This window comes from Streptomyces sp. DH12 (assembly GCF_020873895.1).
Lineage (GTDB): Bacteria > Actinomycetota > Actinomycetes > Streptomycetales > Streptomycetaceae > Streptomyces.
The window spans coordinates 139092-160375 of record NZ_JAHWGT010000018.1; the positions used below are offsets into that span (position 1 = coordinate 139092).

General features: G+C 76.5%; 17 protein-coding genes and 1 pseudogene. 12 read left to right on the plus strand and 6 right to left on the minus strand.

Annotation, left to right across the window (positions count from 1 at the left end; all coding sequences use genetic code 11):
- Nucleotides 1–252 precede the first annotated feature (252 nt).
- Both LPA54_RS18550 and LPA54_RS18555 read right to left on the minus strand, forming a co-directional pair.
- Nucleotides 253–624: a fic family toxin-antitoxin system, toxin component gene (locus tag LPA54_RS18550; RefSeq protein WP_228979129.1), complete on the minus strand. Its 372-nt coding sequence runs from the start codon at nucleotides 622–624 to the stop codon at nucleotides 253–255.
- A 16-nt stretch (nucleotides 625–640) separates the two neighbouring features.
- Nucleotides 641–892, minus strand: coding sequence for a toxin-antitoxin system HicB family antitoxin (locus LPA54_RS18555; protein ID WP_228979133.1), 252 nt, complete (start codon nucleotides 890–892; stop codon nucleotides 641–643).
- 229 nt (nucleotides 893–1121) lie between these two features.
- Here LPA54_RS18555 and LPA54_RS18560 point away from each other — a divergent pair, with 229 nt between their 5' ends.
- From LPA54_RS18560 to mug, 6 genes are all read left to right on the plus strand, one after another.
- Nucleotides 1122–1541 (plus strand): GNAT family N-acetyltransferase, encoded by a 420-nt coding sequence (locus tag LPA54_RS18560; protein ID WP_228979174.1) that lies wholly within the window; start codon nucleotides 1122–1124, stop codon nucleotides 1539–1541.
- Nucleotides 1542–1703: 162 nt separating this feature from the next.
- The gene (locus LPA54_RS18565) at nucleotides 1704–3125 is read left to right on the plus strand and encodes a hemolysin family protein (protein WP_228979134.1); all 1422 of its coding nucleotides are present in this window, start codon (nucleotides 1704–1706) and stop codon (nucleotides 3123–3125) included.
- Nucleotides 3122–4138: a hemolysin family protein gene (locus tag LPA54_RS18570; protein WP_228979135.1), complete on the plus strand. Its 1017-nt coding sequence runs from the start codon at nucleotides 3122–3124 to the stop codon at nucleotides 4136–4138. The genes LPA54_RS18565 and LPA54_RS18570 overlap by 4 nt, the downstream gene beginning before the upstream one ends.
- Before the next feature lie 36 nt (nucleotides 4139–4174).
- Nucleotides 4175–4975, plus strand: a complete 801-nt coding sequence (locus LPA54_RS18575) for an SGNH/GDSL hydrolase family protein (protein ID WP_228979136.1) — start codon at nucleotides 4175–4177, stop codon at nucleotides 4973–4975.
- A gap of 187 nt (nucleotides 4976–5162) precedes the next feature.
- A complete protein-coding gene (gene purB, locus LPA54_RS18580; protein ID WP_228979137.1) occupies nucleotides 5163–6596 on the plus strand; it encodes an adenylosuccinate lyase in 1434 nt (477 codons plus the stop codon).
- A gap of 19 nt (nucleotides 6597–6615) precedes the next feature.
- Entirely contained in the window at nucleotides 6616–7164 is a 549-nt protein-coding gene (mug, locus tag LPA54_RS18585) for a G/U mismatch-specific DNA glycosylase (protein WP_228979138.1), read from the plus strand.
- On the opposite strand, the gene LPA54_RS18590 is transcribed toward mug, so the two are convergent.
- Nucleotides 7142–7576, minus strand: coding sequence for a hypothetical protein (locus tag LPA54_RS18590; protein WP_228979140.1), 435 nt, complete (start codon nucleotides 7574–7576; stop codon nucleotides 7142–7144). The two genes, mug and LPA54_RS18590, sit on opposite strands and share 23 nt — an antisense overlap.
- 416 nt (nucleotides 7577–7992) lie before the next feature.
- Between LPA54_RS18590 and LPA54_RS18595 the strand changes: the two genes are divergently transcribed.
- Entirely contained in the window at nucleotides 7993–9150 is a 1158-nt protein-coding gene (locus LPA54_RS18595) for an ROK family transcriptional regulator (RefSeq protein ID WP_228979141.1), read from the plus strand.
- Between the two features lie 181 nt (nucleotides 9151–9331).
- On the opposite strand, the gene LPA54_RS18600 is transcribed toward LPA54_RS18595, so the two are convergent.
- Nucleotides 9332–10102: a GntR family transcriptional regulator gene (locus LPA54_RS18600; protein ID WP_228979143.1), complete on the minus strand. Its 771-nt coding sequence runs from the start codon at nucleotides 10100–10102 to the stop codon at nucleotides 9332–9334.
- Nucleotides 10103–10397: 295 nt separating this feature from the next.
- Here LPA54_RS18600 and LPA54_RS18605 point away from each other — a divergent pair, with 295 nt between their 5' ends.
- Nucleotides 10398–11309: an alpha/beta fold hydrolase gene (locus tag LPA54_RS18605; protein WP_228979146.1), complete on the plus strand. Its 912-nt coding sequence runs from the start codon at nucleotides 10398–10400 to the stop codon at nucleotides 11307–11309.
- A 54-nt stretch (nucleotides 11310–11363) separates the two neighbouring features.
- Here LPA54_RS18605 and LPA54_RS18610 read toward each other — a convergent pair.
- A pseudogene (locus tag LPA54_RS18610) lies at nucleotides 11364–12335 on the minus strand (EamA family transporter); the annotation flags it as partial.
- On the opposite strand from LPA54_RS18610, the gene LPA54_RS18615 reads away from it, so the two are divergent.
- From LPA54_RS18615 to LPA54_RS18630, 4 genes are all read left to right on the plus strand, one after another.
- Nucleotides 12334–13812, plus strand: coding sequence for a PLP-dependent aminotransferase family protein (locus LPA54_RS18615; RefSeq protein ID WP_228979148.1), 1479 nt, complete (start codon nucleotides 12334–12336; stop codon nucleotides 13810–13812). The pseudogene LPA54_RS18610 and the gene LPA54_RS18615 overlap by 2 nt on opposite strands.
- A 451-nt stretch (nucleotides 13813–14263) precedes the next feature.
- Complete coding sequence (locus LPA54_RS18620) at nucleotides 14264–16924, plus strand: DUF6493 family protein (protein ID WP_228979150.1); 2661 nt, start codon at nucleotides 14264–14266, stop codon at nucleotides 16922–16924.
- 219 nt (nucleotides 16925–17143) lie between these two features.
- The gene (locus LPA54_RS18625; RefSeq protein ID WP_228979152.1) at nucleotides 17144–18655 is read left to right on the plus strand and encodes a GNAT family N-acetyltransferase; all 1512 of its coding nucleotides are present in this window, start codon (nucleotides 17144–17146) and stop codon (nucleotides 18653–18655) included.
- A 368-nt stretch (nucleotides 18656–19023) separates the two neighbouring features.
- Entirely contained in the window at nucleotides 19024–20715 is a 1692-nt protein-coding gene (locus tag LPA54_RS18630; RefSeq protein ID WP_228979153.1) for a DUF885 domain-containing protein, read from the plus strand.
- Between the two features lie 68 nt (nucleotides 20716–20783).
- On the opposite strand, the gene LPA54_RS18635 is transcribed toward LPA54_RS18630, so the two are convergent.
- Nucleotides 20784–21284, minus strand: a complete 501-nt coding sequence (locus tag LPA54_RS18635; protein WP_228979154.1) for a rhodanese-like domain-containing protein — start codon at nucleotides 21282–21284, stop codon at nucleotides 20784–20786.

A 21284-nucleotide genomic window follows, 5' to 3' on the forward strand; every position in this document is an offset into this window, starting at 1 on the left:
GGGGCCATGGGGTCGGCGGCCATCGCCTTGGCGAACAGGACGCCGAGGGCGAGCGGCAGCAGCGCTCCGGCGAGGGCCGTGCCGAGCGTGACGAGCTGCCCGGGTGCGGGGCGGCGGACTGGTGCGCGGGTCATGGGGCCATTCGACCGGCCGGGCGGGGGCGGGGACATCCGGTGGCGTACTCAGCCGCGGGCCCGGCGTACTCACGGCCGTGGGCCGGGGTGAGGTCGTACCCGGCCCGGTGACGGCCGGTCAGAGGGTCCAGCGCTCCAGTTCCGCCGCGATGTCGCGGATGTCGGCACCCCTGCCCTTGACGATCCGCGCGAGGTCCCTGACCCGTTCCGGTGACGTCGTCACGCGCAGGCCCGACGCGACGAGGTAGCCGTAGGCGACCGCCGACGCGAACAGCGCGTTGGAGTGCTCCAGCGCCGGTACGTGCAGCAGCAGTTGGAGGAGTGCGGCGGCCCGGACGTGCGGGTCGTCGTAGACGGGGATGCCGAAGATCTCCGCGTCGTGCCGGCCGACGGCGGCCACGAGGGCGCCCCAGTCGACGACCTGGGGGTCGCCCGGGGCCTTCTGCTCGGCGACCATCAACAGCCAGGCGAGGTCGATGGAGAGGTTCATGCGCGCGCGGACGACCTCACCGACCGCCCTCCGGCCGGGGGGCGGGGCCGAGCGACGGGTCGCCGCGGAACTCGTCGGCGAACACCGACTCGTACTGCTTCATGAAGTCGGCCGCCGCGTCCACGAAGGTGCGGCCCGCCTCGCCCACGTCACGCTGGACGAGCTCCTCGATGTACCGGTTCACACTGACCCCCCGCTGCTGCGCCCTGCGGCGGGCGGCCTCGGCCGTCGCCTCGTCCACCCGTACGTTCAGCTGAGTTTTCGCCACCCCACCACGCTAGCGCGATGGCGCTAGCACTGGCAAGGGCCGGCCCCTCCGCCGCTCTCCGCCGGCGCCGAAATCCCTTCGCCCCGGCCGGGTGGCCGGTGATGGGATGTCACAGGTGAGCGATCTCCGGAAGCACGACACTCCCCCACCTCCCTCCCCCCACACCACGGACAGCGCGTACGGCACGGGTGGCGCGTACGACACGGGCAGCGCGGGCGGCGCGGGTGACCTGCGGGTGCGTCCCGCCGCCCCCGCCGACCTGGACGCCGTCCTCGCCTTCTGGAAGACGGCCGCCGAGGGCACGAGCATCAGCGACGACCGGGAGGGCGTCGAGCGGCTGGTCGCCCGCGACCCCGAGGCGCTGCTGCTGGCCGAGGACGCCGGCGGCGTGCTCCTGGGGACCGTCATCGCCGGGTTCGACGGCTGGCGGTGCCACCTGTACCGGCTCGCCGTCCACCCGGAGCGCCGCCGGCGGGGCGTCGGGACGGCGCTGATCGCCGCCGCTGAGGATCGCTTCGCCCGGCTGGGCGGCCGCCGCTCCGACGCCATGGTGCTGGACCGCAACGGCACCGCCCACCACGCCTGGCGGACGGCCGGGTACGCGCCCCAGCCGGAGTGGAGCCGCTGGGTCAAGCCGCTCGCCCCCTGACCGGCGCCCCGGGGTGCCGGACGCGGCCGTACCGGGACGGGCGCACCGCCCGACCGCCGCGCGGAGGGGTGTGAACCCGCGCGCACGGGCGACGCTCCCAGTGGCCGCGGCCGGCGTCGCGGGGATCCGCCCTCTGGGCGATCATGGGACGGAGGTGAACCGATGACGGAAGTACTGCTGCTGCTCCTGGCGCTGCTGCTCGCGCTCGCGTGCGGGGCGTTCGTCGCGGCGGAGTTCTCGCTGACGACGGTGGAGCGGGGCACGCTGGAGGAGGCGGTGGAGCGCGGTGAGCGCGGCGCCGCCGGGGCGCTGCGGGCCGTGCGGTCGCTGACCTTCCAGCTCTCCGGCGCCCAACTGGGCATCACGGTGACCAACCTGGTCGTCGGCATGCTCGCCGAGCCGTCCGTGGCCCGTCTGATCAGCGGCCCGATCCGCGGCCTCGGCGCGTCGCCGTCGGTGGCCTCGTCCCTGGCGCTGGTCATCGGTACGGCCCTGTCGACGGTCGTGCTGATGGTGGTCGGCGAGCTGGTGCCGAAGAACTGGGCCATCTCCTTCCCCCTCGCGGTCGCCAAGGTGGTGGCCACCCCGCAGCGGGTCTTCAGCGCCGCCTTCAAGCCTCTGATCAGCCATCTCAACAACACCGCGAACCGCATCGTGCGCCGGCTGGGCATGGAGCCGGCGGAGGAGCTGGCCTCGGCCCGCAGCCCGCAGGAGCTGGTCGCCCTGGCCCGCCACTCCGCGCGCGAGGGAGCCCTGGAGCCGGACACCGCCGAGCTGTTCGTCCGCACGCTGAACCTCGCCGAACTCACCGCCGAGAACGTCATGACGCCCCGCGTCCAGGTCATCGCCCTGGAGGCGCGGGCGACCGCCGAGGACGTCGCCAACGCGACCCGCGCGACCGGCCTGTCCCGCTTCCCCGTGTACCGCGGCGGCCTCGACACCGTCATCGGCACCGCCCACATCAAGGACGTCCTCGCCGTGCCCGCCGAGCGGCGCCCGTGGACTCCGGTGGTGGAGCTGCTGCGGGAACCGGTGCTGGTGCCGGAGAGCCTCACCGTGGACCGGCTGCTCGACCGCATGTACGGCAGGGCCACCATGGCCGTCGTCATCGACGAGTACGGCGGCACGGCGGGCGTGGTGACGATGGAGGACATCGTGGAGGAGGTCGTCGGCGAGGTGCGCGACGAGCACGATCCGCACGAGATGCCCGGGCTGCTGCGGGCGGGCGACGACGCCGAAGGGCGCGCGCTGTGGTCCGCCGACGGCGCCGTCCGCACCGACCAGCTCCGCTCCCTCGGGCTGAACGCGCCGGAGGGCCCGTACGAGACGCTGGCCGGGCTGGTGGCCACGGAGCTCGGCCGCATCCCGGAGGTCGGCGACGCCGTCGTCGTCGCCGGCTGGCTGCTGGACGTGGTCGACGCCTCGGGGCACCGGGCTGCGCGCGTCCTGCTGCACGCCCCGGCCGCCGAGGACGGTGGCGACGGCGACGGCGGTGGCGACGGCGGCCGGGAGCGTGAGGAGGGCGGGGCTCCTCGGGACGGCGCGCGGAGCGCCGGCCGCACCGGCGGGAGGGCGGGACGATGATCGCGGTCCAGTTGCTGGTGGGGCTGCTCACCCTGGTGCTGAACGCCTTCTTCGTGGGGGCCGAGTTCGCCCTGATCTCCGTCCGCCGCAGCCAGATCGAGCCGCGGGCGGAGGCCGGCGACCGCCGGGCGCGCAGCGTCCTGTGGGGGTTGGAGCACGTCTCGGCGCTGCTCGCGGCGGCCCAGCTGGGCATCACGCTCTCCACGCTGGTCCTCGGCATCGTCGCCGAACCGGCCATCGCGCACCTGCTGGAGCCGGTGTTCGAGGCGGTGGGCGTGCCGCACGGCCTCGTGCACCCGATCTCGTTCGTGATCGCCCTGGCGGTCGCCACGTACCTCCACATGCTGCTCGGCGAGATGGTGCCGAAGAACGTCGCGCTCGCCGAACCGGTGCGCACGGCGCTGCTCCTCGGCCCGCCCCTGGTGGCGGCGGCGCGGGCGCTGCGCCCGGTGATCTTCACGGTGAACGCGTCCGCCAACGCGCTGCTGCGGCTGATGCGCGTGGAGCCGAAGGACGAGGTCGAGGCGACGTTCTCGGACGACGAGCTGGCCCGCATGGTGACGGACGCGGGTGACGCGGGCCTGCTGGACGACCGCGCCGCCGAGCGGCTGCACGACGCCCTGGAGCTGGGCAGGCGCCCGGTGCGGGACGTGGTCATGCCGTTGGAGCGGGTCGTCTACGTCCGGCTGGGCGCCACGCCGGAGGAGGTGGAGGGGCTCGCCGCGCGCACCGGCTTCTCCCGCTTCCCCGTCGTGGACGCCACCCGCCGCATCCTGGGCTACCTGCACGTGAAGGACGCGCTGGACGTCACCTCCCGGGACCTGCCCTTCCCCGTGGCGGCGATGCGGCCGATCGCCCGGGTGCGGGCCGCGACCCCGCTGGACGACGTGCTGACGGCGATGCGCCGCAGCCGTACGCACCTGGCCGCCGTCCTCGACGAGGACGGCCGGCTCGCGGGGCTGGTCACGATGGAGGACGTGCTGCGGGAGCTGGTGGGCGGGCCGGCCGCCTGAGCCGCCGCACCGTCCGGACGGTACGATCGCTCCGCCATGGAGATGAATGCTACGTACACGAGTTTCGTCGCGGTGGGCGACAGCTTCACCGAGGGCATGTCGGACCTGCTGCCCGACGGCTCCTACCGGGGGTGGGCGGACCTCCTCGCCGCCCGGCTCGCCACCCGTACGCCCGGGTTCCGCTACGCGAACCTCGCGGTCCGCGGGAAGCTGATCGGCCAGATCCTCGCCGAACAGGTGGGACCGGCGGCCGCGATGGGGGCCGACGTGATCACGCTCGTCGGCGGGCTCAACGACACCCTGCGCCCCAAGTGCGACATGGGCCGCGTGCGGGGGCTGCTGGAGGAGGCGGTCGAGCGGCTCGCGCCGTCGTGCAAGCGGCTGGTGCTGATGCGCAGCCCCGGCCGCCGCGGTCCGGTCATGGAGCGGTTCCGCCCGCGCATGGAGGAGCTGTTCCAGCACGTCGACGACCTGGCCGCGCGGCACGACGCGCTGGTGGTGGACCTGTACGGCGCGTACGTCATGGGCGACCCGCGGATGTGGGACGTGGACCGGCTGCACCTGACGGCGGAGGGCCACCGCCGGGTCGCCGAGGCGGTGTGGCAGGCCCTCGGCCTCGACGCCGAGGAGGACTGGCGGGCGCCGCTGGGCCCGGACGTGCCGGGCCCGTGGGCGGACCGCCGGCGCGCGGACCTGCGCTTCGCGCGGCAGCACCTGGGCCCGTGGATCGCCCGGCGGCTGACGGGCCGCTCGTCCGGCGACGGCCGGCCCGCGAAGCGCCCGGAGCTGCTGCCGTTCGAGGGGCCGACGGTGCCGTGCGAAGGGCCGACGGCGTAGGACCGCCCGGCGGCGGAGCCGACCGCCCCGGCCGGTGGGCGCGGACAGCGCGGGGGCGCGGGCACGGGATGGTGGGCGCCGCGGCGTGGACGGGGCGGCGCGGCCGGGCCGTGGTGTGGATCTCGTAGCAAGGCACAAGCCGGGCCGGCGCGCCGGCCTGCACGAACCGCCAGTAGAATCCGTCCACGTGACTGCAAAGCCCCGCATCCCCAATGTCCTCGCCGGCCGCTACGCCTCCGCCGAGCTCGCCGTCCTCTGGTCTCCCGAGCAGAAGGTGAAGCTGGAGCGCCGGCTGTGGCTCGCCGTGCTGCGCGCCCAGAAGGACCTCGGGATCGAGGTCCCGGACGCCGCCCTCGCCGACTACGAGCGCGTCCTCGACCAGGTCGACCTGGCGTCGATCGCCGAGCGGGAGAAGGTCACGCGGCACGACGTGAAGGCGCGGATCGAGGAGTTCAACGACCTCGCGGGCCACGAGCACGTCCACAAGGGCATGACGTCCCGCGACCTGACGGAGAACGTCGAGCAGCTCCAGGTCCGGCTCTCCCTGGAGCTGGTGCGCGACCGCACGGTGGCGGTCCTGGCGCGGCTCGGCAGGCTGGCCGGCGAGCACGGCGAGCTGGTCATGGCGGGCCGCTCGCACAACGTCGCCGCCCAGGCCACGACCCTCGGCAAGCGCTTCGCGACCGCGGCGGACGAGCTGCTCACCGCGTACGCGCGGCTGGAGGAGCTGCTGGGCCGCTACCCGCTGCGCGGCATCAAGGGGCCGGTCGGCACCGCCCAGGATATGCTGGACCTGCTCGGCGGCGACGCGGCGAAGCTGGCGGAGCTGGAGCAGCGGATCGCCGGGCACCTGGGCTTCGCCCACGCCTTCACCTCCGTCGGCCAGGTCTACCCCCGGTCGCTGGACTACGAGGTCGTCACCGCGCTGGTGCAGCTGGCTGCCGCCCCGTCCTCGCTGGCGAAGACGATCCGGCTGATGGCCGGGCACGAGCTGGTGACCGAGGGCTTCAAGCCGGGTCAGGTCGGCTCCTCCGCGATGCCGCACAAGATGAACACCCGCTCCTGCGAGCGCGTCAACGGCCTCATGGTCATCCTGCGCGGCTACGCGTCGATGACCGGCGAGCTGGCGGGCGACCAGTGGAACGAGGGTGACGTCTCGTGCTCGGTGGTGCGCCGGGTCGCGCTGCCGGACGCGTTCTTCGCGCTCGACGGGCTGCTGGAGACGTTCCTGACCGTGCTCGACGAGTTCGGCGCCTTCCCGGCGGTCGTCGCCCGGGAGCTCGACCGGTACCTGCCGTTCCTCGCCACCACCAAGGTGCTGATGGCGTCGGTGCGCGCCGGCGTGGGCCGCGAGGTGGCGCACGAGGCCATCAAGGAGAACGCCGTCGCGTCGGCGCTGGCCATGCGCGAGCAGGGCGCCGAGCGCAACGAACTGCTCGACAAGCTCGCCGCCGACGACCGCATCCCGCTGGACCGCGCGCAGCTGGACGCGGCGATGGCGGACAAGCTGTCGTTCACGGGCGCCGCCGCCGACCAGGTCGGCGCGGTCGTCGCCCGGATCGAGGAGATCGCCAAGCGGCACCCGGAGGCCGCCGGTTACGTCCCCGGTGCGATCCTCTGACCCGGGGCACACGACCCGTATGACACCTGAGGAACTCCAGGCCGCCCGTGACCGCGTCGTCCCCGATGTGGCCGCGGGCGGTCTGTCCGTGCTGTTCTGCGGCATCAACCCGGGGCTGATGTCGGCGGCGACGGGCCACCACTTCGCCCGCCCCGGCAACCGCTTCTGGCCCGTGCTCCACCTGTCGGGGTTCACTCCGCGCCGGCTCGCGCCGGCCGAGGAGCGCGAACTCCTTGAGTACGGGCTGGGCATCACCAACGTCGTGGCGCGGGCGACGGCGCGCGCGGACGAGCTGACGGCCGAGGAGTTCCGCGAGGGCGGCCGGATCCTCACCGCGAAGGTGCAGCGCCTGCGCCCCCGGTGGCTGGCGGTCGTCGGCATCACCGCCTACCGCACCGCCTTCGGGGAGCCCAAGGCAGTGATCGGGCCGCAGGAGCGGACGATCGGCGACACCCGGATCTGGGCGCTGCCCAACCCCAGCGGCCTCAACGCGCACTGGACGGCGGCGACGATGGCGGAGGAGTTCGCCCGGCTGCGCGTCGCCGCTACGGCGGATCCGTCTCGGTGACGACGGCGAGGAGCTGGTAGGGCAGCTCCCGGTCCCACTGCGAGACGCCGAGGGCTATCCAGCGGTCCCCCGCCCGCCACAGGTGGACGTCGGGGACGTGGGCGGCGAGTCCGTCCCACGGTTCGGGCAGCTCCTCGCCCTCCTCACCGCGCACGAACACCGACCAGAGGCTGAACACCTGCGGCTGCCCCCACCGCGCGCTCAGGGACGCCCCGAGGGCGTCGCGCTCCGCCTCGTACTGCTCCGCCACCTCCTCGGCCCGGTCGCGGTCCTCCCAGAAGTCCCCGCTCGTGGCGAGTTCGGCGACGTGGTAGCCGGGGCCGCTGTCGCCCGCGTCCGATCTGCCGCGGCGCCCGGGGAAGGGGCGGCTGCGCAGCAGGTCGATGGTCGCCAGGTGCCGGGCCGTGGTCATGGCTCCAGTAAACCGGCCGCCACTGACAACTGGCGGCGCGTCAGGCACCCGCGTACGGGCCCCGCGTCGGCGTGCCGCGCGGTTCCGTGCTGCGGGCCGCGGGCGCCGCTTCGGGCGCCGCGGGCGACGGGCCGGCGCCCCGGGGACCACGGGGGCCAGGGGAACCACGGGAACCACCGGGGCTACGGGAACCACCGGGGCCACCGGGACTACCAGGACCACCAGGACCCCAGGACCACAGGGACCACGGCGCCAGGAGCACCACGGGCCGCCGGGTACGGGCCCGTCGTACAGGGGCCGCCGGGGATCGGCCGCCGGCGCGGGGCGGCGGGACCGCTGGGCGGCCCGCGCTCGCCGCTCCACTCGACATTGAGTACGATCCGGCAGACACGCGGCACGAGCTGGGAGGACAGACGGTGGGGCGACTTACCGGCGGTGACCCGTCGCTGCTGCGGCGGATCAACTCCGCGGTGGTACTCCATGCGCTGCGCGGCGGTGAAGCCCGCACGCTGACCGATCTCACCCGTCTCACCGGCCTCTCGCGACCCACGGTGGAGGGGGTGACCGAGGGGCTGATCGAGGCGGGTCTCGTCATCGAGGCGGGCCCCGAGGAGGGCGAGGTGCGGCGCCAGGGGCGGCCGGCCCGCCGCTTCCGCTTCCGGGCCGAGGCGGGGCACCTGCTGGGCATCGAGATCGGCCCCCACCGGGTCGCCGCGCTGCTCTCGGGGCTCGACGGCCGGATCATCGGGGCGGGCACCCGGCAGGTATCCGAGACGGCGTCGGCCGACGAGCGGCTGGAACGGGTCCGCGCGGCCGTCGCCGACGTGCTGCGCCGCACCGGCGTCGCGCGCGGCATGCTGCGGGCGGTCGGCGTGGGCACGCCCGGGATCGTCGAGGCGGACGGCAGGGTCCGGCTCGGCACGGCGCTGCCCGGGTGGACGGGGCTGGCGCTGGGCGAACGGCTGAGCCGGTCCTTCCGCTGCCCGGTGCTGGTGGAGAACGACGCCAACGCCGCGGCGGTCGCCGAGCACTGGAAGGGCGCCGCGATCGACTCCGACGACGTCGTCTTCGTCCTCGCGGGACTCAGCCCGGGCGCCGGGGCGCTGATCGGCGGGCGGCTGCACCGCGGGTTCGGCGGGGCGGCCGGCGAGATCGGCGCGCTGCACCTGCTGGGGCGCGGCGCGACCCCCGAGACGCTCCTGTCAACGACGGACGAGCCGCTGCACCCGCTGGACGAGCACGCCGTGGCCGAGGTGTTCGCGCGGGCGCGCCGGGGTGACGCCGGGGCGCTGGCGGCGGTGGACCGGTTCACGCAGCGGCTGGTGCACGACGTGGGCGCGCTGGTGCTGGCGCTCGACCCGGAGCTGGTCGTGGTGGGCGGCTGGGCCGCCGGACTGGACGGGATCCTGCCGCCGCTGCGGGAGGAGTTGGCGCGGTTCTGCCTGCGGCCGCCGCGCGTGGCGCTGTCGCTGCTGGGCGAGGCGGCGGTGGCGACGGGCGCGCTGCGGTTGGCCCTGGACCACGTGGAGGAGCAGCTGTTCGCCGTGGAGGGCACGGTCACCGCCCGGCGCTGACCGCACCGCCGCCGGCCGCGCGGACCCGCCGCGGCGCGTGCGGCCGCGCCGGTGTCCCCCGCGGATGCCCGCGGCCGGCCGGCGGGACCCCTACGGCACGTCCCGGGCCGGCGGGCCTTACGGCACGTGCCCCCGGGTGGAACCCGGCCTCCCGGGCCAGGAAGAAGCGCTCAGGGGGCGTTCAGGAGGCGATCTGGAAGTCGCCCGCGTCGCCGAAGGTGAGCCGGCAGGTGTCGGCGCGGTACGTGGCGACGGAGACCGCCGCGGTGCGGCCGCCGGAGAGGTAGCGCGTGGTGACGACGAGGACCGGCGCGCCGGGGAGGCGGTCGAGCTCCTTGGCGTCGTCCGCGCGGGCCGACCCCAGCTCGACGGCGCGGTCCTGGCCCTCCAGGGGCAGCCGTTCCAACTCGCGCAGGACGCCGCGGGCCAGGGCGGTGCCACCCAGCGTCCCGGGCGCCACCAGGCCGGGGACCGAGGCGGCGGGCACGTAGAGCTGCTCGGCGGCAACGGCCTGGCCGTGCGTCGCCCGCAGCCTGCGCACGACGTACACGGGGCGGTCCGCGGGCGCGCCCGCGCCGCCGCGGGCACCGGCTTCGGCGTCCAGCAGGCGCAGGACGGCGAGGGGCGGCCGGGCGGCGGAGCAGTCGACGGCCTGCCAGCTCTCGTCGCCCGCGGTGGGCCAGTGGTGCCGGGCGGTGGAGACGTCGACGCCTACGCGCGGCGGGGCGACGGTCGTGCCGACGCCGCGGCGGCGCTGCAGGCGGCCCTCCAGCTCCAGCTGCTCGAGCGCCTGGCGGAGCGTGGCGCGCGCGACGCCGAAGCGCGCGGCGAGCTCCCGCTCGTTGGGCAGGACCTCCCCGACCTGGAACTCGGAGTCGAGCGCCTCACCGAGCACGGTCTTCAGGTGCCAGTACTTGGGCTCCGGCACCGTTTCCAGCTGCGTGGTCCCCACCCTGATCCTCCGCGATCGCCGTGTACCGGACGACTTTTCCTTGCCCTTGTTTATTAAAGGTCCCTGCACTATCCCTGCGACCATAGGACGGGCCACCCGCTTGGTCAAGACCAATCGTGGCCGAAGGGGGGAACGCGGCGGCGGGGTGTGGCCGATCCGCGCCTGAACGCGGGGCTACCGCACGGTAATCGGGGCTGACAAGCTGTTCGCGCGGGGCGGTCCGGCAAGCGGGCCGGGCGGCCGCGGGTGTCCGCGGCGCCGGGCCCCGACGGTCGGACGAACAAGGAGGGGCGACATGGCCACGGAGGTCTCGTTCACGGTGGACACGCCGCGGGGGCCGCGCGCGCTGTCCGTGTGCTACGAGCGCAGGGGTGAGGGGGAGCCGCTCCTCCTGCTGCACGGGATCGGGCACCACTGGCAGGCGTGGGAACCGGTGCTGGACGTCCTGGCGGGCGAGCGGGACGTCATCGCCGCGGACCTGCCCGGCTTCGGGGGGTCGGAGGCGCTGCCGGACGGGGTGGCGTACGACCCGGTGGCGGTCGTGCCGGCCCTGGGGGCGCTCTGCGCGGCGCTGGGCGTCGAGCGCCCGCACGTGGCGGGCAACTCCCTGGGGGGCCTGCTGGCCCTGGGGATGGGCCGGGCGGGGCTCGCCCGGTCGGTCACGGCGCTGTCGCCGGCGGGGTTCTGGTCGGAGGCGGAGCGGAGGTACGCCTACGCGGCCCTGCGGGCGATGCGGCTGGGGGCCCGCGCGCTGCCGGTACCGCTGATCGAGCGGCTGTCGCGGTCGGCCGCCGGGCGGGTGGCGCTGACGAGCGCCATCTACGCCCGGCCCGCCCGCCGCTCGCCGGAAGCGGTGGTCGCCGAGGCACTGGCGCTGCGCGCGGCCGTCGGCTTCGAGCGGACGCTGGCGGCCGGGCGGGGCGTGCCGTACCGGGAGGACGTGCCCGGCGTGCCCGTGACGATCGGCTGGGGCACTCGGGACCGTCTGCTATCGCCGCGGCAGGGTCTTCGGGCGCGGGGCGTGCTGCCGCGGGCCCGCCTGGTGCGGCTGCCGGGGTGCGGGCACGTCCCCATGCACGACGACCCGGCGCTCGTCGCCCGCGTCCTGCTGGACGGCAGCGGCGGCCTGACCGCCCGCCCCACCGGCCGCGGGGCCGACCGCCGGAGCGGCGGCGCCGCGGCCGGCGAAGGCCCGTCGCAGCGCTGACCGGCCGCGCGGGACGGTGCCCGTGAGCGCCCCGGAGCCGTACGCCACCCCGGCTCCGACGAGGGCGCTGCCCACCGCCTGGGCCGGTCCGTAGGAACCGGCGGCCACCAGCGGCGCGGTGAGCGCGGCGGACACCGGGATCAGTCCGCAGAAGAGCGTCGCCCGCTCGGCGCCGATCCGCTGCACGCCCGTGTACCAGCAGACGAAGCCGACGACCGTGACGACGGCGGCCTGCCACAGCAGCGCCGCCGCCTCCGCCGGGGCGGGGAGCCGCAGGGCGTCCGCCCCACCGGTGACCGCGGCGAGCAGGGCGGACTCCGCGGCGGCGACCCCGCACACCGTCGCCGCCAGCAGCCTCGGGCCCAGCGGCTTCAGGACCGGGACGGCCAGCACCGCGAAGCCCACCTCGCCCACCAGGGCGCACACCGAGAAGAGGACACCGGCCGCGTCGGTGCGCCCCCACCCCTGCACGGTGAGGGCGCCGACGGCGACCAGTGCCGACCCGTACAGGACGGGCCGCGTGGGTCCGCGGCCGGCCAGGAGCGGTACCAGGACGGCGACCACGACGGGCGCGCAGCCGACGAGGACGCCCGGCACGGCGGGCTCCGCGGTGCGCTCGGCGGCGAGCACGGCGAGGTTGAAGCCGACCATGCCGATGGCGGCCAGGGCGGCGAGGCGGATCCACGCGGCGGCGGACAGGGCGCGCAGGGGCGCCAGTCCGCCACGGCCCAGCAGGGGCAGGAGGAGCAGGCAGGCGAGCCCGTAGCGGAGGGCCTGGCCGCCCGCGTACGGGTAGGAGCCGAGGACGCTGTTGGCGGTGAAGGAGGCGCCGACGAGGACGCAGGCGAGGGCCGCGAGGAGGGCGCCGCTCCGTGAGGTGGCGTTCATGACGTCGACGCTAGGGAACGTGGTTGTCCTGCTTGAGGACCACTTTCCTCCTTTCTTCGGGGACCACTTTCTGCTCCGCAACCTAGTGCGCGGCACTGACAACGCCGCCGCGTCGGCGCCTTGTAGGGTCACGGTCATGTCGGTACGCGAAGAGGGCGGCGGCACGTGGGAGTTGCTGGCCCCGGTGGCGGCCGCGCCGGCCCGCGCGCGGGGCCGCGCCCTGCGGGAGGCGCTGCGCGACGCGGTGCGCCGCGGACGGCTCGCGGCCGGGACGCGCCTGCCGTCGACCCGGGAGCTGGCGGCCGAACTGGGCGTGTCGCGCGGGCTGGTGACGGAGGCGTACGAGCAGCTGACCGCCGAGGGGTACCTGCGCAGCGCCCGGGGTTCGGGAACCTGGGTCGGCGACGCGGCGCGCGCCCCCGCCCCGGGCGGCGCGCGGGACCTGGCGCCGCACTCCCCCGGTGTGCGCGTGGACTTCCGGCCGGGCGTCCCGGACCTGTCGCTGTTCCCGCGCGCGGCGTGGGCGGCGGCGTACAAGACGGCGCTGGGCGGGCTCGCGCACCGGCGGTTGGGCTATCCGGACCCGCGCGGCCTGCCGGAGCTGCGGACCGCCCTGGCGGCGCTCCTCACCCGGCGGCGGGGCGTGGTGGCGGACCCGGAGCGCCTGGTGGTCTGCGCGGGCGTCGCGCAGGCGCTGACGCTGGTGGGGTCCGTCCTGCGGGAGCGCGGCGAGCGGTCGGTGGGGGTCGAGGACCCCGGGAGCCCGAACCACGGCGCGCTCTTCGCGGCGGTCGGGCTGCGCGCCGTCGGGGTGCCGCTGGACTCGGAGGGGGCCGAGCCGGGGGTGCTGGCCGCGTCGGGCGTCCGGGCGGTCGTGACGACGCCGGCGCACCAGTTCCCGCTGGGCATCGGCTACTCGGCGGGGCGGCGGGCCGCGCTGCTCGACTGGGCGCGCGACGTGGACGGGTGGGTGGTCGAGGACGACTACGACGGCGACTTCCGCTACGACCGGGAGCCCGTCGGCGCGCTGCAGGGGCTCGACCCGGAGCGGGTCGTCCACACCGGTTCGGTGAGCAAGTCGCTCGCCCCGGGGCTGCGGCTCGGGTGGCTGCTGCTGCCGGAGGCCCTGGCGGAGGCCGTGGTCGAGCGGAAGCGGATGGCGGACCTCGGCTGTCCGGTGCTCGACCAGGCGGTGCTGGCGGACTTCGTCGCGCGCGGCGGCTACGACCGGCACCTGCGGCGCTGCCGCAGCGCGTACCGGGAGCGGCGGGACGCCCTGGTGCGCGCCTTGGCCGCCGCGCTGCCGGGTACGGAGGTGACCGGCATCGCCGCGGGGCTGCACGTCATCGCGCGCGTACCGGCGCGGTACGGGCCGGCGGCCGCCTTCCTGGAGCGCGCGGCCGCGGCGGGCGTCGTGCTGCGCCCACTCACCGACTACGGCACGGACCGGGAGGCCGGCGGGGGCGCGCATACGGGCGGGGGCGCGGAGGGAAGGGCGGGCGGGGGCGGTGCGGCGTTGGTGCTGGGGTACGCGCACCTCTCCCCGGCCGACATCGCGCGCGGGGTCCGCGCCCTGGCCGACGCGGTGCGCGGCAGGGGACCGGGCACTTCGTAGATGTGGGTCGCCCGGCGGCCCATGGGGCGCGTGACGGGCGGGCGATGCGGCCCGCGGCGACGTTGAGCGACCCCGGTCGCGGGGCGGTCGGGCTCGTGGCCGCGTTGTCAGTGGCGGGGCCTACGGTCGGAGACATGACGCGATCCGTTCAGGCACTCGCCCCCGCACGCCCGTCCGCCCCCAGGGGGTGCCTTGTCGATCGGGCCGGATCGGCGAGCGGTGTCCGGTGCCGTGCGGCGCGGGGCGGAGGAGGGAGCCGATGCGGAGCATCGGCGACCGACGACGACGCGGCGAGGCGCGGCACCGGACGCCGGGAGCCCGGCATGATCGGCGAGACACCCCCCGGCTCCTCCCGCCCGGCCCGGTCGCCCGGTTCGGAAGGACCGGTCGGGACGCCGGCCGCGGCCGTTCCGGGGGGCCGTCCCGGCACGGCGGTCGGCGGGGGTGCGCGGTGACGGAGTTGCCGGACGCGGTGCGGCAGGGCCGGTTCCGGGACGTTCCCGCGGTGGTGCGGGGGCTCTCCCCGGCGGACCGGGCCGCCGCGCTGCGCGGGTTGAAGGCGCTGCGCGCGGAGGTGCGCGACTGGGGCTGGGACCGGTGGGACGAGGGGTGCGCCGCCCAGCGGGCCCTCCTCGTGGCGGGGGCAGCCTGCCACGACGACGCCGCCGCGGCGGCCGGTTGGATCGCCGCCCGGGACCTGCGGCGATGGGTGCCGGTCCCCTACGAGCAGGTGGTGGAGGCGGTGGCGGACCGCGACCGGGCGTGGCTCGGGGACGTGGCGCACCGACTGGCGCGCCGCTCGGCCACGGCACGGGACGACTACCCCCTCATCCACGAGCTGGTACGGCGCGCCGGGTGCGCGGTGCCGAGGACGGACGGCTACCTGCACGGCTGGGTGGACTCGCTGTCGCGGCACGGGGCACGGCCGGACCTGGCGTCCGACCCGCAGGCGCCGGACCTGGTGCCCCGGCTGTTCGAGACCGTCGGGGCGGCGCAGGCCCTGGTGTGGCGCAAGGAGTGGACGGACGCCCTCGCGGCCCTCCCGGCCACGGGCACCGTGGCGCGGACAGTCCTCGTGGACGGGTGCGTGGCGCGGCTGCTGCTCGGCGGCCGTCAGGCCGACCTGCGGTTCTTCCTCGGTCTGCTGACGGCCCTGGAGCCGACGGCGGACGAGGAGGCGGCGCACACGGCCGACTGGGCGGCGCTGGCGGCACAAGCCCCGTCGCCGGTCGCGGGGCACGCCCTGGAGGTGCTGTCCCGGCTGGCCGAGGCCGGCCGGCTGCCGGTGCGGCAGGCCGCCGAGGCGTCCGCCTCGGTCCTGTTCCGCCCGGAGAAGAAGCTGGTCCGCGCCCAATTGTCCCTGCTCGCGCGGATCCTGCGGGACGACGCCGGCGCGGCCGGGGAGCTGCTGCCGGTGGTGGCCGAGCTGTTCGGGCACGAGGACACCGGCATGCAGGAGCAGGCGTTGGGGCTGGTGGGCCGGCACCTGGGCGCGGTGGACGCGGACGTGCGCCGCGCCCTGGCCGGTACCGCCGCCGATTTGCTGAGCCCGGTACACCGGGCCGCGGCGGTCGACGTGTTCGGCGATCTGCCCGAGCCGGCCGGCGCGGACGGCCCGTACGAGGAGCTGCTGCCGCCGGCCCCGGAGCGCGGGCGCGTCGCTCCGGCCCCGCGGGCGCTGCCGGAGCTGGTCGGGGACCTGGCCGAGGCGCTCCGCCCCGGCGACCCGGACCCGATCGGCGTCGAGCGGGTGCTGGCCGGGCTCGTACGCCACGCCCACACGGACCCGGCCGCGCTCCGCGAGGCGCTGACGGCGCTCCTGCCGGGCCTGTGGTGGCAGCGGGAGACACGGCTCGGCCCGGACCGGCTGGAGGGCCTGCACCTGGTGCTGGCCGCGCTGCTGGGCCGGGTCGACCCCGGTGACCTGCGCCGTGCGCTGCGCCGGCAGGCGGGGCCGGAGGTGTGCGCCGGGGAACGGCTCGCGCTCGTCTGGCTCGCGCGGACGCAGGAGGCGGCGCTTCGGGTGCTCACCGAGCCGCTGCCCTTCCTGCTGGCGACGCCCACCTGGCACACCGGGTCGGTCGACGCCGGCGAGCTGGTGGCCCGGCTGGCGGAGTACCGGCGGCTGGACGCGCGGCCCGCGGAGTGCGACCTCGCGCAGGCACTGCTGCGCGTCGAGCGGACCGGCCCGGGGGCGGCCGCCGCCGCGGAGGCGGCCGGCGCGCTGGGCACTCGGGCGGGCGACCGCCTCGCCGCGTGGCTGGCGGGCCCGGCGCCGTACGGGCCGGGCACACGGGTGCCGACCGAGGCCGCGCGGCCCGGCCGGGCCCGGGAGGCGGGGCGCCCACCGGTGGTCCCCGTGGCCGTGGCGACACCGGGCCGGCCCGCGCTGTGCGCGGGTCTCCCGCCCGCCCTGCGTGCCCTGGCCGAACCGTTCGCGGGGACGGACGACCGCTGCTCCTGCCGTGGGCCGGTGACCGGGCTCCAGTTGACGGTGCTCCCCGAGGACCGCGAGACGCTCGCGGCGTGGCTGCTGCCCCGGGTCGCCCGGGCCACCGAGACCGAGGAGCCGGACGGTGCGCGGTGGCTGCCGGTCCTCGCCGAGGCGGGCGGGGAGGCGGGGCCCTCGCTGCACCTGGCGGTGGCGTACGGGCTCGGCGCGCGGCACTCGGAGGACCGGCTCGCGGCCGTCGACGCGCTGCTGGTGCTGGCGACGCGCGGGGAGCTGGACGCGGCCCGCCTCGGCCGGGACCTCGCCGAGCTGGTCCGCCTCGGCACGGTCAAGGTGAACCGGCTGGCCGACGCCGTACGCACCGCGGCGGCGACGGGCGCGTACGCGACGGTGTGGACGGTGCTGGGGGCGGCGCTGCCGACGCTCCTCACCGGCGGCGAACCGCCGCGGGGGCTCGGCGAGTTGCTGGCGGTGGGCGGCGACTGCGCCGAGCGGTGCGGTGACGCGCGGCACCTTCCCGGCGGGCCGCCGGAGGGGCTGGCCGAGGTGGCGGCGCGGCGGGGGTCCACACGACTCGCCGTCCAGGCGAGACGGCTCGCGCAGGCGCTGCGGGCCGGGGAGCAGCGGCCGGCGGGACGGCCCGCGAAGCGATCGGCGTAGCAGTCGGTGAGGCGTTCGGTGAGCCGCCCCGGCGGAGTCGGAGGCGGCCCCGGTGTCGGGCGCCGGTGTCGGGCGCCGGTGTCCTCAAGCGCTCGGCGCCACGATCGACCCGGACTGCGCAAAGTGGAAAAATCAACCACTAAGCGTACAGACGCATGCTTAACCCATCGGTCACAGACCGTTCGTGATCGCGCAACACCACTGCGCGAGAGTGCTGCCATGACCGACACGACTCCCGCGACGACCGTCGCCCCCGCGCAGCGTACCCGCCGTCAGCACCACTGGCGGCGGGACCTCGTAGAGCTGGCCGCCCTCTTCACCGCCGTGGCGGTCGCGGACGCGGTCGCGAACACGATCGCGCACGGCCCGGACGGGCCGTACCTGCTGGCCGTCTCCGCCGTGGCGCTGGTGGCGACGGCCGCGTTCCACACCTGGTGGGCACGGCGGCACAGCCATGCGCCGCCCGCGTCATCACCCTCCCGGCCCACCGCGAGCACGCCGGCATCCGCGCCCTCGGCCGCACCGACACCGACACCGGCACCGGCAGGGGCGGTCCGCGGGAGGGAGGAGACCGCCCTGTGGCGGATGCGGACCACCGTGCGTGACGAGCCCGGCAGCCTGGCCGCCCTGTGCGCCGCCCTCGCGGAGCTGCGGGTCGACATCCTCACCCTGCAGACCCACCCCCTGGCCGAGGGCACGGTCGACGAGTTCCTGCTGCGCGCCCCCGAACCGCTGCGTCCGGCCGACCTGACCCGGCGGGTCGCCGCGGCGGGCGGCGCGCGGACCTGGGTCGAACGCGCCGACGCCCACGACCTGGTCGACTCCCCCACCCGTGTCCTCACCCTCGCCACCCGCACCGCCCTGGACGCCGCGGAACTCCCCCTGGCACTGCGCCAGCTGCTCGGCCGCTGCGCCATCCGCTCCCACCCGCCCGTGTCCCCGACCGGCCGCCGCAGCGAGCGCACGGCTCCGGTGGAGGGCGCGCTGGAGCAGGACGACACCGTCATGCTGCTGCGCGACCCGTACGGCGGTGTGCTCACCGTCGAGCGCCCCTACCTGCCCTTCACCCCCAGCGAGTTCGCCCGCGCCCGCGCCCTCGTCGAGCTGGACGCCCGGCTCGGGCCGCGGGTCCCGCGCGGCCAGGACGTCCTGACGCTGCCCGAGGGGGGCGAGATCACCGTCAGCCGCGCCGACCAGGACGACCTGGCGGCCGCGCGCGCCATGCACGACCGCTGCTCCGAGCGCACCCTCGGGCTGCGGTACCACGGCCCGGTCGCCGACGCCGACCGCTACCTCGGCCATCTCCTGAGCCCGCGCTTCGGGCAGACGCTCGCCGTCCGGTCCGGGTCGGGCCGGCTGGTCGCCCTGGGCCACCTCCTCTGGGACGGCGACGAGACCGAGGTCGCCCTGCTGGTCGAGGACGACTGGCAGCGCCGGGGCATCGGCTCCGAGCTGCTGCGCCGGCTGGTGGGACTCGCCGTCGACGCCGGGTGCGACAGCGTGTACGCGGTCACCCAGTCGTCCAACACGGGCATGGTCGCCGCGATGCGCGCGCTGCACCTGCCGCTGGACTACCAGATCGAGGAAGGCACCCTGGTGATCACCGCGCGGCTCGGCGGCCCGCACGCCGAACGTCACAAGTCGGCCGGGGAGCAGGGCCGCCACGCCCCGTACGCCGACCGGTCCACCGGGCAGGGTCCCGCCGGTCAGGGCGCTTCGCACCGGCCGTAGCCCCGCCTCCCCCGCTCCGGTATCGACGCGATCCGGCCAAAGTCGGCCACCCGGCGAACCGGACCGCGCCCCCACCGCGGCCACCCGGCGGCCCGGCCGCCACGCCCCCGCCGGCACACCGGCCCCCGCCCCGCGGGCCCGCCGGCCGGACGGCGGGGCGCTCCGCTCGGGCTGCGCCACAGGTCGCGCCGACCGGCGGCGCGCCCGGCACCGGCACCGCGCGGCGGCAGGCGTCCCGGCGCCGCCCGGCCCGCCGGGGGTCCGGCGCCCCGGACCGCGCGACCGGGGCACGCGACCGTCGCTCATTTGTCAGCCGACTGTGATCGAATGAGGTGACGCGGGCGGCGGACGCGTACCAGGATGGGGGCATGCCAGATACCCCCAGCAGCGCTCTGCCGCGACAGGTCGCGGACGCCTTCGTGGACGCCCTCGTCGCCCTCGACCCGGTCACCGGCACGTACCTGGGCGTGCGCGAGTGCTCCGCGCTCCTGCCCGACTTCTCCCCCGCCGGCCAGGAGGAACTGGCCGTCCTGGCCCGCGAGACGCTCGCCCGGCTCGACGCGGCGGAACTCCTGCCGGGCGCGCGCAGCGACGCCGAGCGCCGCTGCGGGCGGCTCCTGCGGGAGCGGCTCACCGCCGAACTGGCCGTCCACGAGGCGCAGGAGGGCCTGCGCACCGTCAGCAACCTCCGCTCGCCCGCGCACAGTGTGCGCATGGCCTTCACGGTGATGCCGACGGAGACGCACGAGGACTGGGCGGCCGTCGCCGAGCGGCTGCGCGCCGTGCCGGCCGCGCTCGACGGCTACCGGGAGTCCCTGGCGCTCGGTCTGGAGCGCGGGCTGCCGGGCGGGCCGCGCGCCACGGCCACCTTCGTGGACCAGTTGGGCAAGTGGGCGGGCAGCGGTGAGGGCGCCCGCGGCTGGTTCGAGGAGTTCGCCGCGGGCGGGCCGTCCCCGCTGCGCGGGGAGCTGGACGTGGCGGCGCGCGGCGCCACCGCGGCCGTCGCCGGGCTGCGGGACTGGATGCGCGACGTGTACGCCCCCGCCGTGGCGGGCGCGCCGGACACGGTGGGCCGCGAGCGGTACGCCCGCTGGTCCCGGTACCACAACGGCACGGACTTCGACCTGGACGAGGCGTACGCGTACGGATGGGACGAGTACCACCGCCTCCTCGGCGAGATGGAGAAGGAGGCCGCCAAGATCCTGCCGGGCGCCGGCCCGTGGGAGGCCCTGGCCCACCTCGACGAGCACGGTACGCACATCGAGGGCGCGGAGGAGGCCCGGGCCTGGCTCCAGCAGCTCATGGACGAGGCGATCGACGCCCTCGACGGCACGCACTTCGAACTCGCCGAGCGGGTCCGGCGCGTCGAGTCGCGCATCGCGCCTCCCGGCAGCGCCGCGGCGCCGTACTACACGGGACCGTCGGAGGACTTCTCCCGCCCCGGCCGGACCTGGCTGCCCGTCAACGGCGAGACGCGGTTCCCCGTCTACGACCTGGTGTCCACCTGGTACCACGAGGGCGTGCCGGGGCACCACCTCCAGCTGGCGCAGTGGGCGCACGTGGCGGACCGGCTCTCCCGCTTCCAGGCGACGGTCGGCATGGTCAGCGCCAACGCGGAGGGCTGGGCGCTGTACGCGGAGCGGCTCATGGACGAGCTGGGCTTCCTCCCCGACCCGGAGCGGCGGCTCGGCTACCTCGACGCGCAGATGATGCGGGCGTGCCGGGTGATCGTCGACATCGGCATGCACCTCGGGCTGGAGATCCCCGCGCACTCGCCGTTCCGGCCCGGTGAGCGGTGGACGCCGGAGCTGGCGCAGGAGTTCTTCCAGCGGCACAGCAGCCGGCCGCCGGAGTTCGTCGAGAGCGAGATGGTCCGCTACCTCTCCATGCCGGCGCAGGCCATCGGCTACAAGCTCGGCGAGCGGGCGTGGCTGCTGGGCCGGGAGAACGCCCGCCGGGCGCACGGCGCCGCGTTCGACGCGAAGAAGTGGCACATGGCGGCGCTCTCCCAGGGCCCCCTCGGCCTGGACGACCTCGTCGACGAGCTGTCCCGGCTCTGACGAGCCCTCCCGGCCTTGACGAGCTGTCCCGGCTGCTGACCGCGCCCGGCCCCGGGGCGCGGGCCCGGTCAGCAGCCGCAGGGGTCGGTGCCGGCGGGTGCGGTCAGGGGGTCGGCGTCCTGGCGGCGCCGGCCCTCCCGCGTCTCGTACGGGAACCCCTCGCGGGCCCAGTACTCGAAGCCGCCGAGCATCTCCTTCACCCGGAAGCCCCGTTCGGCGAGGGCCAGGGCGGCGCGGGCGGCGCCGTCGCATCCGGGCCCCCAGCAGTACACGACCACCGGGACGTCCCGGTCGAGGAGCCGTTCGGCCCGTTCGGCGACGAGGGCCGTCGGTAGGTGGACGGCCCCGGGGACGTGCCCCTGGTCCCACGCCTCGGTCGAGCGGGAGTCGAGCACGACGAACCCGGGGTCCCCGCCGGTGGCGAGGGCGGCGGCGACGTCGGAGACGTCCGTGTGGAAGGCCAGGCCGGCCGCGAAGTACGCGGCCGCCGCGGCGGGAGCGGCGGGCGGCACACGCAGCACCGGGCTGACGGCGGCCGCGGGGGCGGCGGACGCGGGCACGGCGGGCAC